Below are 14,441 nucleotides of genomic sequence, written 5' to 3'. Positions count from 1 at the left end.
TCAGCACTCGTCACAGCACTCTACGACGACACGAAGAGAGACGTGGATGAGCACAGGACCAGTCAGACGCGGGGCGACCCTCCTGTCGGCGGGGCTCGTGATCGCGCTGCTGCCGGCCGGAGCGGCGGCGGCGCAGGAGCCGCCCGGAGCGGCGGCCGGCCGCACCCAGGCCGCCGACGCCCGCGCCGACGCCCGTGAAGGCGCCCGCACCGTCACCCTCGTCACCGGCGACCGGGTGACCGTCGGCGACCTCGGCGGTGGCCGGAAGACCGTCACGGTCGAGCGGCCCGAGGGCGCCACCGGCGCGGTGCACACCCGCAGCAGCGACGGGCGGACGCTGGTCGTGCCCGACGAGGCGCTGCCCCACCTGCGCGACGGCAGCCTCGACGAACGGCTCTTCGACGTCGGGGCGCTGCTGGAGCAGGGGCTCGCCGACACCGAGACCGGCGAGCTGCCGCTGATCGTGACCTACGAGAAGGGCGCGCGTGCCGCCGCCCTGAAGGGGGCCGAGCGGACGCGGTCGCTGCCCAGCGTGCGCGGGGCCGCCGTCGAGGCGGACAAGGGGCGCACATTCTGGCGGGAATTCACCCGTCGGGGCGGTGCCGTCGACCGCGTGTGGCTCGACGGGCGGGTCACCGCCGCCATGGCCGAGTCCAACGCCCAGATCGGCACGCCCGAGGCCTGGGAGGCCGGGCTCACCGGCAAGGGCGTCACCGTCGCCGTCCTGGACAGCGGCGTGGACGCCGGTCACCCCGACCTGGCGGGCCGCGTCGCCGAGAGCCGCAGCTTCATACCGGGCGAGGAGGTTGCCGACCGGCACGGCCACGGTACGCACGTCGCCTCCACCGTCGGCGGCAGCGGCGCGGCCTCCGACGGGAAGGAGAAGGGCGTCGCGCCCGGCGCCACCCTGGCCGTCGGCAAGGTCCTCTCCGACGAGGGCTTCGGCAGCGAGTCCGAGATCATCGCCGGCATGGAGTGGGCCGCCCGGGACGTGGACGCCGACATCGTCTCCATGAGCCTCGGCTCCACCGAGCCCAGCGACGGCACCGACCCCATGGCGCAGGCCGTGAACACGCTGTCCGCCGAGACCGGGGCCCTGTTCGTCATCGCGGCGGGCAACACCGGCGCCCCGTCCTCCATCGGCTCGCCCGCGGCCGCCGACGCCGCCCTGACCGTGGGCGCCGTCGACTCCGCCGACCAGGCGGCCTGGTTCACCAGCGCCGGTCCGCGGTACGGGGACAACGCCCTCAAGCCCGACCTGTCCGCCCCGGGCGTCGGCATTCTCGCCGCCCGCTCCCGGCTCGCCGAGGGCAGCGGCGACTACACGTCCATGGACGGTACGTCGATGGCGACGCCGCACGTCTCCGGCGTCGCCGCCCTGCTCGCCGAGCAGCACCCGGACTGGAGCGGCGCCCGGCTCAAGGACGCGCTGATGTCCACCTCGAAGCAACTCGACGCCTCCGCCTACCGGCTGGGCGCGGGCCGGGTCAGCGTGCCGGACGCGATCGGCGCCGAGGTCACCGCCACCGGAAGCGCCGACCTCGGCTTCCACTCCTGGCCCCACGACGCCAACGAGCCGGTGACCCGCACCGTCACCTACACCAACTCCTCGGACACCGACGTCGAGTTGAAGCTGTCCGTGCGGGGAGCCCCCGAGGGCGTCGCCACCCTCGCCGACACCACCCTCACCGTGCCCGCGCACGGCACCGCCGCGACCACCGTCACCGGCGAGGGCGCCAAGGCCCCGGTCGGCCGGACCAGCGGCCGGATCGTGGCGGCCGGCGCGGACGGCACGCCCGTCGCGCACACGGCGTTCGGACTGGTGAAGGAGGAGGAGCGGTACACGCTCACCGTCCACGTGAAGGACCGCGACGGTGCCGCCGCCCCGGCCGACCTGACCGTCCAGCGCCTCGCCGAGGGCGTCGACCCCGTCCCCGCGCACGTCGGCGACTCCGGCACCCTCGAACTGCGCCTCGTGCCGGGGACGTACAGCCTGACCTCCTTCCTCGACGTGCGCGGCAGCCACGGCGCCGACTCGCTCGGGCTCGGCTTCCTGGCCGCCCCCGAGGTCGTCGTCGACCGGGACCGTGAGATCACCCTCGACGGCCGTGAGCTGCGCGAGATCAGCGCCGACGTCCGCAAGCGCACCGAGACCCGGCAACTGATCATGGAGTACGACCGCAGCGCGAACGGCTCCGACCTGTTCGGCGCGGTGCAGGTTCCCCTGACCTACGACAGCGTCTTCGCCGCGCCCACCGGCGACAAGGTCACCGAGGGCGACTTCGAGTACCGGACGGTGTGGCGGCTCGGCAAGCCGCTGCTGGAGGTCCGGGGGGTCGGTGACGCCGCCGTCCAGTCGGGCGGCACCCTGATCGAGGGCCGCACCCGGCTGCCGCTGACCGACGTCGGGAACGGGCCCTTCCCCGAGGGGGTGCGGGGCGGGGCGGTCCTCGCCGAGCTGGCCGGGGACACCGAGCCGACGGCCCTGGCGCAGGCCGCGCAGGACGCGGGCGTGAAGGCGCTGTTCGTCACCGACGCCACCCCCGGGCGGCTGATGTCCTGGTGGGGCACGGACGACAACGCCGACCGGCCGCTGCAGATCGCCACCGTGAACGCGGCCGACGCCGAGCGGCTGCGGCGCGCCGGACGCGTCGACATGACCGGGACGCGCAACACGCCGTACACGTACGACCTGTCCGAGGGCCATCGCGGTGCCGTGCCCGACCGGGACCTCACCTATGAGCCGGGCCGCCGTGACCTGGCCACGCTGCGGGCCGGCTACCACGCGGCCGAGCCCGCGGGCGGCGGCGAGTTCCGGTACTCCATCACCGACACCTTCCCGATCGGCCTCGGCTTCAAGGAGCGGATCGACTTCCCGGCCGAGCGCACCGAGTACGTGTCGACCGGGCCCGGCCAGCTGTGGCACGAGTCCGTGACGACCGCCGACGGCGCGCTGGAGCAGCGGTCGGGGACGGTCCGGTACGAGGGCGGCTCGCGCACCGGCCTGGACTGGTTCAAGCCGGTGTGGCACCCCTATCTCGGCACCGGTCTCGGCTGGGGTCAGCAGCGGGCCGGCAACAGCATCCGGCTGAACGCGCCGGGCTGGGGCGACTCCGGCCCCGACCACACCGGCTTCGGCGACGTGTGGAGCGAGGGCAGCGGGATGACGCAGACGACGTCCGTGTACCTGGACGGGGAGCTGGTGGACCAGGGTCCGAGTTCCGCCGCCTACGTCTGGGACGCGCCGGCCGACGAGCGCACGTACAAGCTCGTCACCGAGACCGCGCTCGACGCCGGGCGCTGGTCGCCGGCGACCGAGGGCCGCGCGGAGTGGACCTTCCGCTCGGCCGCCACGCCGGAGGACCGCTGGACCCGCCTGCCGCTGATCAACCTCTCCTTCGACGTGGACACCGATCTCGCGGGGAAGGTGCGCGGCGGGAAGAAGCTGCGGGTCGGGATCGGCGCCGAGTACGTCGCCGGTGCCCCGGACACCGGGACGATCGGCGGCGGAAAGCTGGAGGTGTCGTACGACGAGGGGAAGACCTGGCGGCAGGTCCGGCTGCGCGGCGGTGACGGGGAGGCGTCCTGGCACGGGACACTGAGCGTGCCCCGTGACGCGGAGCACGTCTCGCTGCGGGCCTCGGCGAGCGACGACCGGGGCGGCTCGGTCACGCAGGAGCTCGTGCGGGCCGTGGCCGTGCGCTGACACCCGGACGGCGCCGCCTCCCTGGGACGGGGAGGCGGCGCCGCCTGGTTTCTCGGACCGTCAGACCAGCCAGCCGACGAAGTGGACGACGCCGGCGAGGATGTCGGTGAGAAGGTTCATGATCGAGCAGCTCCTTGCGCTGTGCTGTGTGGGACCTACTGGCTAGGACCTACGACTACTTGGGACATGTGCGTCAACTACGGTCTGCAGCACGTTGCTTGCACACCGTAAGTATCGTTGGTCGCTGCAGTCACAAGCGTCATTCCGATCGACGATCACCTGTTCCAGGGAACAACTGATCGCCTGTTCGGATCACTCCCAGCTCCGCCAAGTCCTGGGGACACAGGCGCAGTTGGCCGGACGTCGCCTCGGTCTCCTCCGGCCGCCGCTTCAGGATCGCCGCCGCGAGCTCCGGCGCGATGACGGAGAAGTAGCTGTCCGGCGTGGCCCAGGTGCGGCCGGGCGCGGCCAGCGCCAGCGCCCCGCCCGAGCCGCCCTCGCCGATCAGCAGCGTCGTCACCGGCGTGGTCACCGACGCCAGCGCGGCGAACAGGTCGGCGATCGCCGGGCCCGCGCCCTGCCGCTCCGCCTCCGCGTCGGCCGCCGCGCCCGGGGTGTCCACCAGGGTCAGCACCGGGACGCCGAGCCGGTCCGCGAGCCGGAGCAGCCGGGCGGCGGTGCGGTAGCCGGCGGGACGCGTCGCCGTCCCGGTCTGGGCGGCGTACGCCACCGTCCGGCCCGCGTGCTCGCCGAAGCCGCAGAGCATGCCGTCCGGGTCGGTGCCGCCGCAGCGGTCGCCGGACAGGGCCACGCGGTGGGTGAAGTAGGCGTCCAGGTACGCCCCGGCGCGCGGGCGTCCGGGCGACCGGGCCCGCCGGACCGCGTCCCAGCCGCTCACCGGCAGGTCCCGCGCTCCCAGCGGCTCGGGCACGGGCGCCGGTCCGGCCGACGGTGCCGTCAGCAGCCGCAGCCACCGCCCCAGCGTCGCGCGCAGCTCCCCGGCCGGCACCACGGCGTCCGCGCTGCCCGCCGCCACCTGTGCCTCGGCCGTGTACGCCGCCGGGTCGGCGTCCGGCGGCCGGACCCGGGACCCGGCGAAGCCGACCTGGGCGCCGGGCAGCGCGAGGACCACGTCGGCGCCGGCGCCCAGCGTCGCCCAGCCGCCGCCGGTGGCCGGGTCGCGCAGCACGGCGATCTGCGGCAGCCCGGCCTCCCGGGTGAGCGCCGACTGCCGGGCCACCCGCTGGAGCTGGGTCAGCGCGAGCATCCCCTCCTGCATCCGGCTGCCGCCGGTCGCGACCAACGGCACCACCGGCAAGCGGTGTTCGCGGGCGTAGGCGTACGCGGCCTCCAGCCGGTCGCCGGTGTGCCGGCCCAGCGAGCCGCCGAGGAAGCCGAACTCGAAGGCCAGCAGCACGGCCGGGGTGCCCTCGACGCGCCCGGTGCCGCAGACCACGGACTCCTCCTCGCCGGTGCGCTCGGCGGCGCGGGCACGGGAGGCGTCGTAGCCGTGCCAGCCGAGGGGGCCGTCGGGCGGCTCCGGCCGGGCCGGCGGGCGGGGGAGTTCGGTGAAGTCGTCGGTGAGCAGCGCGACGAACGCGCGCGCGGACAGGCGGTCAGCCATGGGTCAGCGCCCGCTTCATGATCTTCCCCATGTCGTTGCGGGGCAGGGCGGCCACGTGCCGGACGACGCGGGGCCGCTTGTGCGGGGCGAGGCGCCGGGCGACGTGGTCGGCCAGCGTCTGGAGGGCGGGCGGGGAGGCCGGATCGGCGGGCACGATCCACGCCACGATCCGCTCCCCGAGGTCCGGGTCGGGCTCCCCGGTGACGGCGGCCTCCCGCACCTCCGGGTGTTCGAGGAGCGCGTTCTCGATCTCGCCGGCCCCGATCTTGTATCCGCCGCTCTTGATCAGGTCGGTGGCCTTGCGGCCGACGATGCGGACATAGCCGTCGGGGTCGCGCACCGCCATGTCGCCGGTGCGGAAGAAGCCGTCGGGGGTGAAGGCGGCGGCGGTGGCGTCGGGGCGGTTCAGGTACTCGGTGAACAGGTTCGGGCCGCGCACCTGGATCTCGCCGACGCTCTCCCCGTCCGGCTCCGCGATCGGCGTGCCGTCCTCCTCCACCAGCCGCAGCTCAACACCCGGCAGCGGCACGCCCACGGTCCCGGCGCGCGGCTCACCGTCCGCCCGCACACTGGTGTTCATCAGCGTCTCCGTCATGCCGTACCGCTCGATGACCCGCCGTCCGGTGGCGGCGGCGATCCGCTCGTGGTCGTGCACGGGCAGCGCGGCCGACCCGGAGACCAGCAGCCGGGCCCCGGCCAGCGCCTTCGCCAGCTCCGGGTCGCCGGGCAGGGACTCGGCGATCCGGTGGTACATCGTCGGTACGCCGAACAGCATCGTCGCGCCGTCGTTCAGTTCGCGGGCCGCGCCCTCGGTGGAGAACCTGCCCAGGTGCCGCACGGACCCGCCGCGCCGCAGCGGCCCCAGGATGCCCAGCACCAGCCCGTGCACGTGGAACAGCGGCAGCCCCTGCACCAGCACGTCGTCGCCGGTCCACTGCCAGGCGTCGGCGAGCGCGTCCAGCGTCGTCGCCAGCGCGCGCCTCGGGATGACCGCGCCCTTGGGCGGGCCGGTGGTGCCGGAGGTGTAGACGACGAGGGCGGGGTCGCCGTCCTCGGCGCGGTCCTCGGGGACGGGGCCGGTGGCGCGCGCGTCGACGTCGATCCGCTCCAGGGCGTCCAGCGCGGGCGGGAGTTCGGCGCCCGGGGGCGTGAGGACCAGCGACGGCTCGCTGTCGGACAGGATGTGCGCCAGTTCCTTGTCGCCGGACTTCGGGTTGAGCGGCACGGCGGGGATCCCGGCCAGCAGCGCCGCCACGACGGCGACGGCGGTCTCCATCGCCGGGGTCGCCCAGACGGCGACCCGTCCGGCCCCCCGGATCCGTCCGGCCGTGCCGCCCGCCGCTGCGGCCAGTTGCGCGTACGTCAGGGAGCGCTCGCCGAACCGCAGGGCGGGCCGGTCGGCCGGAGCGCCGGTCGGGGCCGGGGTCAGGGCCGGGAAGAGAGAGGACACGCGTCGTACTCCTTAGTCGTTTCGCTGCTGCTCGCGATCGCCGGTTCCTTGCCTGGACCTACCCGAAGCCGGGCACGACCAGCACGAGCCACGCCAGCGCGGGGACGGCCGCCACCACGATGCCTCCGTAGATCATCAACTGCCGGAAGAACCGCTCGCGGTCGACGTCCGGGGCCGCGGCCAGCACCAGCGCGCCGTTGGTCGAGAACGGGCTGACGTCCACGACCGTCGCCGACACCGCGAGCGCCGCCACCATGCCGACCGCCCCGATCTCGCCCTGCGCGAGGAACGGCACCGCCAGCGGGATCAACGCGCCCATGATGCCCACGGAGGAGGCGAAGGCCGACACGATCGCGCCGATGTAGCAGAGCAGCACGGCGGCCAGCAGCGGAACGCCGATCCCGCCGACGCCCTCACCGGCCCAGGTGATCGTGCCCATCTCCTCCAGTACACCGACGTACGTGAGGACACCGCAGATCAGCAGCACTGTGGACCAGGCGATCTCGCCGACCGCGCGGCGGCTGTCGTCCGGCCAGGCGGTGCTCAGCACGACGGCGAGGGTGACCGCGGTCAGTCCCGCGTCCAGGTCGAAGCCGAGGACGGCCACGACCAGGGCGGCCAGGGCGACGAGGGTGGCGATCCGGGCGGGAGCGAGGCGGGTGGCGCCGTCGGTGCCGTCGGTGTCCTGGCCGGGGCGGACGGCTACAGCGGTGGGGGCGGTGCCCGCCGGTCCGGACCCGGTGCCGGTCCCGGTGGGCTCCGTGCCCTTGCCCACCGTGCCGCCGTCCTCGGGCGTCACCGACCCCCGCGCCCACAGCTTCCGCCCGCCGAAGAGCACGAACAGCACACCCGCGATCAGGAGGTTGGCGATCAGCGAGGCCAGGAAGAGGGTGACCTCGCTGCCCGGGAGGCCCTCGCGCTCCACGATGCCGTTGACGATGGAGCCGTAGATGCTGATCGGCGAGAAGCCGCCGGCCTGCGCCCCGTGCACCACCATCGTGCCCATGAGCAGCGGACTGATCGCGTACCGGGTGGCGAAGCTCAGCGCGATCGGCGCGACGATCGCCACCGCGGCCGGGCTCACCGCGCCGATCGCCGTGAGCGCGCCGGTCAGCGCGAACATCACCCACGGGATCAGTGCCACCCGCCCCCGCACCAGCCGGACGGCGGCGTGCACCAGCCAGTCGGTGGTGCCGTTGGCGCGGGCGATGGCGAACAGGTAGGTGACACCGACGAGGACGACGAACAGGTCGCCGGGGAAACCGGCGAAGATGCCGTCCGCGTCGAGGTCCGCGACGAGCGTGCCCACCCCGAAGGCGGCGGCGAAGGCGAGGGCGCCCATGTTGACGGAGCGGGTGGTGGCGATGACGAACACCACCACGAGGACGAGGATCGAGACGAGTTCGGGGGACATGCGGGGGCTCCCGAGGCTGACCTGACTGGCAGAGTGGCTGAGCCACTTGGACGGTGCGACTGGTCGGTCAGCGTGGGCCCGCTCCCGGCCCGCGTCAAGGGGTCGCGCGCGAATTGGCTCAGCCACTCGGCCATCGACGGCCCGGTGTTACGCTCCCGGCGAGAGGGGGGAACCGTGACCGACGCCTTGCGCCCCATGACCAAGCAGCGCCTGTACGAGCAGGTGCTGGAGCGGCTGCGCCAGTACGTCACCGACGGCGGCCTGCGGGCCGGCGACCGTCTTCCGCCCGAACGGGACCTCGCCCGGCGCCTCGGCGTCAGCCGGGCCTCGGTGAAGCAGGCGATCGTGGTCCTGGAGGTCCAGGGCCTGGTGGAGGCGCGGCACGGCGGCGGCACGTACCTGGTGCGCGACAGCCTCGACGTCGAGCCCGTCGAGGACATGGTCGAACGCCGGCGGCGGCTCCCGGACGTCCTGGAGGCCCGCGAGGCGCTGGAGACCAAGCTCGCCGAACTGGCCGCCGAGCGCCGCACGGAGGACGACCTGGCGGCGATGCGGTCGGCGCTGGCGGTCATGGCCGAGGAGGTCGAGGAGGGCGGTCACGGCGTCGAGGGCGACCGCCTGTTCCACGCGGCGGTGACGGCGGCGGCGCACAGCAGCCTGCTCGCGGAGTTCATGCGCTCCATCGCCCACCAGATCGCCGAGAGCCGCACGGAGTCCCTGCGCCAGCCCGGCCGCCCCGGCCGCTCGCTCGCCCAGCACCAGTCCATCCTCGACGCGATCGCCGAACGCCGCCCCGGGCAGGCCGCCGCCGCGATGCGCCGCCACGTCCGTACGGTCGCCAAGGTCCGCCTGCTGGACTGGGACCCGGGAGAGGAACGATAGAGCCGTGTCCTTGCCACCGCCCCTGCCCCTGCCCCGCATAGCCCTCGTCACCTGCCGGCCGGGCCCCCGGGTCAGTGCCGACCACGACCTCCCCGTACTCGTCCGGGCCCTGGCGGACGCCGGGGCGACGGCGTCCGCCGAGGTGTGGGACGACGACGGCGTCGACTGGGGCGCCTTCGACCTCGCCGTCATCCGCTCGACCTGGGACTACAGCTGGCGGGCCGCCGAGTTCACGGCCTGGGCCGAACAGTGCGGGAAGCTGACGCGGCTGGCGAACCCGGCACCCGTCGTGCGCTGGAACACCGACAAGCGCTACCTGGGCGAGCTCGCCGAGGCCGGCGTGCCCACCGTCCCCACCCGCTACGCGGCGCCCGGTGAGACGCCCGACCTGCCCGACGGCCACGAGTACGTCGTCAAACCGACCTCCGGCGCCGGGGCCCGCTTCGCCGCCCGCTACACCCCGGGCGAGCACGCGACCGCGCTGCGGCAGGTGGAGCGGATGCACGCCGAGGGCTTCACGGCGATGGTGCAGCCGTACGTGCGCGGCATCGACACCACCGGGGAGCGGGCGCTGCAGTTCTTCGGCGGGCGTCTGCTGCACGCCAGCCGCAAGGGTGCCGTCCTCACACCCGGGACGCCGTACGACGAGCGCAAGGTCGCGCACCCGGGCCTGGAGCCCTGGACGCCGACCGCGGCCGAACTCGCCGTCGCCGAGGGCGCCCTGGCCGCCGTACCGGACACTCCCGAGCTGCTGTACGCCCGGGTCGACCTGGTGGACGGGGACGACGGGCGGCCGCGGGTGATGGAGCTGGAGCTGGTGGAGCCGAACCTGTTCCTGTGGCTGCACGAGCGGTCCCTGCCGCGCGTGGTGGAGGCGGTGCTGGACGCGGCTCGCTAGCGGTCGCCGACCGCCGTCCGCTGGAGCAGGCCCCAGGTGAACTCGGCGACGACCTCGTGCCGCCGCCCGTCCGCGTCCGGGGCGGTGAAGGCCAGCCCCCAGCGGGTCGGGGCCGAGCCCTGGAGCGGGCGGGCGGGCGCGAAGGCGCGGGCCGCCTCGTCGACCGTGCAGGACCAGGGCGTGAGGTCGTCCAGGGCGCGCAGCGGCGGCGCCTCGGCGCCCGGGGCGCGGACCAGCCACTCGTTCCAGACGACGCCCTTGTCGGCGACGAGCACCTCGAAGCGCAGGTCGGGCCAGAGGGGGAGCGCCCACTGCCGGGCCTCGCACTCCAGGTCGCCGATCCGGCGGGGCGCCTCCGACTCGGGTTCGCCCAGGACCGAGCGGTAGCGGGCGGCGGACGAGCGGGAGTGCGGGGAGCGGAGCATCGCCTGCCAGCGGCGGTTGGCCTCCCGCATCTGAGCGATCGAGGCGCCCAGCTCCCGGCGGGCGTCCTCCACCGGGCCGGGATTGTGGTCGGCCATGCGGCGCAGCAGCACGAGCTGGAAGTCGCGCGGGGTGAACGGGCCGGAGGGCCGCTTTCCGGTGGGCATGGGTCCATCGTGGCCCATGGGGTGGGGAGCACGCGGGGCGCACGCCCATTGCCCCGGCAAACGCGATGTGAGTAGCCTGTGTTCGTTATTCCGATCGCCTGTTGAAATCTCGAACAACTTAGGGAGGGGGCCGGACATGGGACGCCTCGTACCAGCCGTGACCCGGGCTCTCGACATACTCGAGCTCTTCCTCGACGGGGACGGCACGCTCTCCGCCCCCGACATCGTGCGCCGGCTCCAGCTGCCGCGCACCACCGTGCACGAGCTGGTCACCACGCTCGCCGCCCGCAAGTACATCGTCCCCGTGGCCGGGCAGCCCGGACGGTACCGGCTCGGTGTGCGCCCGTACCAGCTCGGCGCCCGCTACGCCGAGCACCTCGACCTCGCCGCCGAGGGCCAGCAGGTCGCCCGGTCCGTCGCCGAGACCTGCGACGAGACGGTGCACGTGGCGATCCTCGAGGACACCGACGTCATCTACATCGCCAAGGTCGACTCCACGCACGCGGTGCGCATGGTGTCCGCGGCCGGGCGGAAGCTGCCCGCCCACTGCACCTCCGTCGGCAAGATGCTGCTGGCCTCCCTCCCCGAGCCGGAACTCGCCGCCCGCTTCCCGGACGGCACCGAACTGGCCGCGATGACGCCGAACAGCATCACCGACCCGGCCGCGCTGCGCGAGGCCCTGGCCGGCATCCGCGAGCGCGGCACCGCGGTGGAGAACCGCGAGTCCAACCCGGACGTCTCCTGCGTCGCCGCGCCGGTCCGCGACCGCACCGGCCGGGTCGTCGCCGCGCTGTCCATCTCCGTGCCCATGATCCGCTGGAGCGAGGAGCGCCTCGGCGAGCTGGAGGAACTGGCCGTCAAGGGCGCCGCCGACCTGTCCGAGCGCCTCGGCCACCGGGGTACGTCATGACGGCCACCGGCACGGCGTACGAGGTGGCCGTCCGGGCGGAGGCGGCGCTCGGCGAGGGACCCACCTGGGACCCGGCGACCGGCCGCCTCCTGTGGATCGACATCCTGAACTGCCGCGTCCACACGTACGACCCGGCGACCGGCCGGCGCACGGTGCGCCGCACCGAGCAGCACGTGGGCGCGGTCAAGCCCCGCGCGGGCGGCGGGCTCGTCCTCAACCTGCGGGACGGCGTCGGCCTGCTCGACCCCGACGGCACCTTCGGCTGGCTGCACCGGGAGGTCGTCCCCGGCCGCCGCGCCAACGACGCCGCCGTCGCCCCCGACGGCACGCTGTGGGCCGGCACCATGCGCTACGACGAGGCACCCGGCGGCGGCACGCTGTCCCGGTTCGCCGGGGACGGCACGGTGACGACCGTGCTGGACGACGTGGCGGTGAGCAACGGCACCGGCTGGAGCCCCGACGGGCGGCTGATGTACTACGTCGACACACCGACCCGCCGCGTCGACGTCTTCGACGTCGCCGCCCCCGACGGCCGGGTCACGGGCCGCCGCCCGCTGGCCACGGTCGAGGACGGCGCCGGTTTCCCCGACGGGCTGTGCGTCGACGCAGAGGGGTGCGTGTGGGTCGCCCTGTGGGACGGCGGCGCGGTGCGCCGCTACACGCCGGCCGGCGACCTGGACCGGGTGATCCCCCTCCCGGTGCCGCGGGTCACGGCCTGCGCGTTCGGCGGCCCCGGACTGAGGGACCTGTACATCACCACGGCCCGCGTCGGCCTCACCGCCCCGCATCCCCTGGCGGGTTCGCTGCTGGTGGTGCCGGGCGCGGGGCGGGGGGTGGCGCAGCCGGCGTTCGAGGGCTGAGGAGGGGGCGCGGTCGCCGGTTCGGGGCGTGTGCGGCCGCTCCGGGGGCGGGCCGCACACGTACGCCTACAGCAACCCGGCGGCCACGCGCTCGCGCTTCGTCAGCGGTGGTCCGCTCAGCTCCGGCTTGAGGGGGCCGGCCGCCGCGGCCACGAGCACCCGCGGCGCCAGCAGTACGTGCGCGCCCCGCTCCAGTGCCATCACGTCCGTCACCCGGCGGGCGACGCGCCCGTTGCCCGTGGCGGTGTACGTGAGCCGCCCGACGTAGGCCGCCGACAGCCGCTCCCGCAGTGACGGCCCGCCCTGCGCGGCGCCGGGGAAGAACACGTCCTGTCCGACCGCGAGTTCCCACGCGGCGCCCGCCGGACGGGCCACCGCGCGCTGGGCCGACCGTGCCAGGTCCGGCGCGTCCCAGCCGGACCGGCCGAGCACCGAGCGGAGCGCCAGCGCGCTCTGCGCCGCCACCGACATGCCGTGCCCGTAGACCGGGTTGAGGGCGGCCAGCGCGTCCCCGAGCACGACGAGGTTGTCCGGCCACACGGGCATGCGCTCGTAGTAGTGGCGCCGGTTGGCCGTGGTCCGCGTGGCCGACACGCCGCCCAGCGGCTCCGCCCGCGCCAGCAGCTCGCCGATCAGGGGGTGCCGCAGCTCCTCGCGGGCGTACCGTTCGAAGTCGTCGGCGTCGGCCGACGGTTCGCCGCCGCGGGTGCCGAACAGCGTGACCAGCCACCGTCCGTCCTCGACGGGCAGCAGCACCCCGCCCCGGCCCGGCCCCGGGGACCGCGGGTCCGGCTGCACGTTGACCACCGGGAAGCCGTCACGGGCGTCCCGAGGTGCCCGGTACAGGCGGCTCGCGTACCGCACCCCCGCGTCGACCCGCCGTGTCCTCGGCGCGGGCAGCCCGAGTTCCGCCAGCCACCGGGGGGTGCGCGACGCACGCCCCGTGGCGTCGACGACCAGGCCGGCGGGGAGCGTGCGCCCGGGGCCGCCCCCCACCCGTACGCGCACTCCCGTCACGGATCCGCCCGAGCCGTCGAGCCCCAGCGCCTCGGCGTCCTCGACGACCTCGATCCGTTCGTCGGCGCGCACCAGCTCCCGCACGGTGGCGTCCAGCAGGTCGCGCGTGCACAGCAGCATGTGGTGGGACTCGTCCCACCGCCGGTACCAGCCCCGGGGGGAGAGCGCCACCATGTCCGTGGTGACGGGCAGCCGGTGGGCCCCCGCCCGGCGGAGCCGGGCGGCGACGCCCGGTACGAGTTCCTCCAGCGCCCGTATCCCGCCCGACCACAACTGGTGGGCGTGCCGGGCCTGGGGCAGTCCCCGGCGTGCTCCGGGCCCCGCGGGCAGCGCGTCGCGCTCGACCACGGTGACCCGGCCCGCGTACGGCGCCAGGGCGCGGGCGGCGAGCATGCCGGTGAGCGAGCCGCCGAGGACGACGGCTCCGGTGGTGCGATGGCTCATGTGCGGGTGCTCTCTGTGGGGGCGGCCGCACGGGCGCGTACCGCCTCGATCTCGTCGGGACGGCGCAGCGCCCGGGACATGGCCCCGATGTCGCGGAGGAGGTCCGTGCTGTCCACCTCGCCGGTGCCGTCCTCGCGTTCCGGCGCTCGCCGTCCGTGCTCCACGGCGTCCAGGACCACCACCGCGGCGGCCAGCGCCTTGGCCCGCTCCGGAGCGAAGCCGAGAGCGAGGGCCGCCTCGTACGACCGCCTGCGCCGCGCCTCGTCGATGTGCCGGGACAGAGGGAGCAGCGCGTCCCGGATGAACGTCTCGCGGCGGACGAGGCGCAGTTCCGGCGTGGAGCGCAGGACGAACGGCAGGCCGGCGCTCTCCCCGGACCGCAGCAACTGGTACAGCGGCCGCAGTTCGCGGTGGGCGAGCCTGACCAGCCGGCGTTCGTGCAGGTACTGGCCGGCGTGCGGGAGGATGAAGCCGAGGGCGATCACTATGGCGGACAGGCAGGCGACGGGCGGCGCCAGATCGGTGCTCAGCCAGTCCGCGTCGGGGGGCGGGCCCCGCGCCCCCCCCCGCGGGGGGTTTGGGGGGGGGCGAAGACCCGTGGGCGGGGGGGGGCCCCCCCGGGAACAAAAAGACCCCCCCCCCCCCC

10 protein-coding genes and 1 pseudogene are annotated in these 14,441 nt (G+C 75.0%); 5 read left to right on the top strand and 6 right to left on the bottom strand.

All coding sequences use genetic code 11. The features are described from left to right. Positions 1 to 46 precede the first annotated feature (46 nt). Positions 47 to 3,706 carry a S8 family serine peptidase gene (locus ACFW47_RS02305; RefSeq protein ID WP_386304444.1) on the top strand — a complete coding sequence of 1,220 codons (3,660 nt, stop codon included), beginning with the start codon at positions 47 to 49 and terminating at the stop codon, positions 3,704 to 3,706. A 259-nt stretch (positions 3,707 to 3,965) separates the two neighbouring features. On the opposite strand, the gene ACFW47_RS02300 is transcribed toward ACFW47_RS02305, so the two are convergent. Genes ACFW47_RS02300 through ACFW47_RS02290 form a run of 3 tightly spaced genes read right to left on the bottom strand, consistent with a single transcriptional unit; the run spans position 3,966 to position 8,194 of the window. Then, the gene (locus ACFW47_RS02300; protein ID WP_386279005.1) at positions 3,966 to 5,330 is read right to left on the bottom strand and encodes a carboxyl transferase domain-containing protein; all 1,365 of its coding nucleotides are present in this window, start codon (positions 5,328 to 5,330) and stop codon (positions 3,966 to 3,968) included. Further along, positions 5,323 to 6,780, bottom strand: a complete 1,458-nt coding sequence (locus ACFW47_RS02295) for an acyl-CoA synthetase (protein ID WP_386279007.1) — start codon at positions 6,778 to 6,780, stop codon at positions 5,323 to 5,325. Before ACFW47_RS02295 ends, ACFW47_RS02300 begins: the two co-directional genes overlap by 8 nt. A 58-nt stretch (positions 6,781 to 6,838) precedes the next feature. After that, entirely contained in the window at positions 6,839 to 8,194 is a 1,356-nt protein-coding gene (locus tag ACFW47_RS02290; protein WP_386279009.1) for an SLC13 family permease, read from the bottom strand. Positions 8,195 to 8,368: 174 nt separating this feature from the next. Here ACFW47_RS02290 and ACFW47_RS02285 point away from each other — a divergent pair, with 174 nt between their 5' ends. Together ACFW47_RS02285 and ACFW47_RS02280 are read left to right on the top strand one after the other, a co-directional pair. Continuing rightward, positions 8,369 to 9,076 (top strand): FadR/GntR family transcriptional regulator, encoded by a 708-nt coding sequence (locus ACFW47_RS02285; protein WP_386279011.1) that lies wholly within the window; start codon positions 8,369 to 8,371, stop codon positions 9,074 to 9,076. Between the two features lie 28 nt (positions 9,077 to 9,104). After that, complete coding sequence (locus ACFW47_RS02280; RefSeq protein ID WP_386304820.1) at positions 9,105 to 9,974, top strand: RimK family alpha-L-glutamate ligase; 870 nt, start codon at positions 9,105 to 9,107, stop codon at positions 9,972 to 9,974. On the opposite strand, the gene ACFW47_RS02275 is transcribed toward ACFW47_RS02280, so the two are convergent. Continuing rightward, on the bottom strand, positions 9,971 to 10,564 hold the full coding sequence (locus ACFW47_RS02275; RefSeq protein ID WP_386304441.1) for a hypothetical protein: 594 nt from the start codon (positions 10,562 to 10,564) through the stop codon (positions 9,971 to 9,973). The genes ACFW47_RS02280 and ACFW47_RS02275 overlap by 4 nt on opposite strands. 136 nt (positions 10,565 to 10,700) lie before the next feature. On the opposite strand from ACFW47_RS02275, the gene ACFW47_RS02270 reads away from it, so the two are divergent. Beyond that, complete coding sequence (locus ACFW47_RS02270) at positions 10,701 to 11,474, top strand: IclR family transcriptional regulator (RefSeq protein ID WP_386279015.1); 774 nt, start codon at positions 10,701 to 10,703, stop codon at positions 11,472 to 11,474. Beyond that, entirely contained in the window at positions 11,471 to 12,334 is an 864-nt protein-coding gene (locus ACFW47_RS02265) for an SMP-30/gluconolactonase/LRE family protein (RefSeq protein WP_386304440.1), read from the top strand. The genes ACFW47_RS02270 and ACFW47_RS02265 overlap by 4 nt, the downstream gene beginning before the upstream one ends. 66 nt (positions 12,335 to 12,400) lie before the next feature. On the opposite strand, the gene ACFW47_RS02260 is transcribed toward ACFW47_RS02265, so the two are convergent. Further along, on the bottom strand, positions 12,401 to 13,795 hold the full coding sequence (locus ACFW47_RS02260) for an FAD-dependent oxidoreductase (protein ID WP_386304438.1): 1,395 nt from the start codon (positions 13,793 to 13,795) through the stop codon (positions 12,401 to 12,403). Then, positions 13,792 to 14,337: pseudogene (locus tag ACFW47_RS02255) on the bottom strand (DUF6545 domain-containing protein); the annotation flags it as partial. The gene ACFW47_RS02260 and the pseudogene ACFW47_RS02255, both read right to left, overlap by 4 nt. Positions 14,338 to 14,441 lie beyond the last annotated feature (104 nt).

The sequence above is a fragment of the Streptomyces sp. NPDC058796 genome (assembly GCF_042745235.1).
In the GTDB taxonomy this organism is placed as follows: Bacteria; Actinomycetota; Actinomycetes; order Streptomycetales; family Streptomycetaceae; genus Streptomyces.
The sequence above is the reverse complement of the archived record's forward strand: the minus strand, read 5'-3'. Positions and strand labels throughout refer to the sequence as shown.

Coding starts and splice junctions, on each gene's coding strand:
- ACFW47_RS02305 (WP_386304444.1), top strand. CDS start 47: ATGAGCACAGGACCAGTCAGACGCGGGGCGACCCTCCTGTCGGCGGGG.
- ACFW47_RS02300 (WP_386279005.1), bottom strand. CDS start 5,330: ATGGCTGACCGCCTGTCCGCGCGCGCGTTCGTCGCGCTGCTCACCGAC.
- ACFW47_RS02260 (WP_386304438.1), bottom strand. CDS start 13,795: ATGAGCCATCGCACCACCGGAGCCGTCGTCCTCGGCGGCTCGCTCACC.
- ACFW47_RS02265 (WP_386304440.1), top strand. CDS start 11,471: ATGACGGCCACCGGCACGGCGTACGAGGTGGCCGTCCGGGCGGAGGCG.
- ACFW47_RS02275 (WP_386304441.1), bottom strand. CDS start 10,564: ATGCCCACCGGAAAGCGGCCCTCCGGCCCGTTCACCCCGCGCGACTTC.
- ACFW47_RS02270 (WP_386279015.1), top strand. CDS start 10,701: ATGGGACGCCTCGTACCAGCCGTGACCCGGGCTCTCGACATACTCGAG.
- ACFW47_RS02290 (WP_386279009.1), bottom strand. CDS start 8,194: ATGTCCCCCGAACTCGTCTCGATCCTCGTCCTCGTGGTGGTGTTCGTC.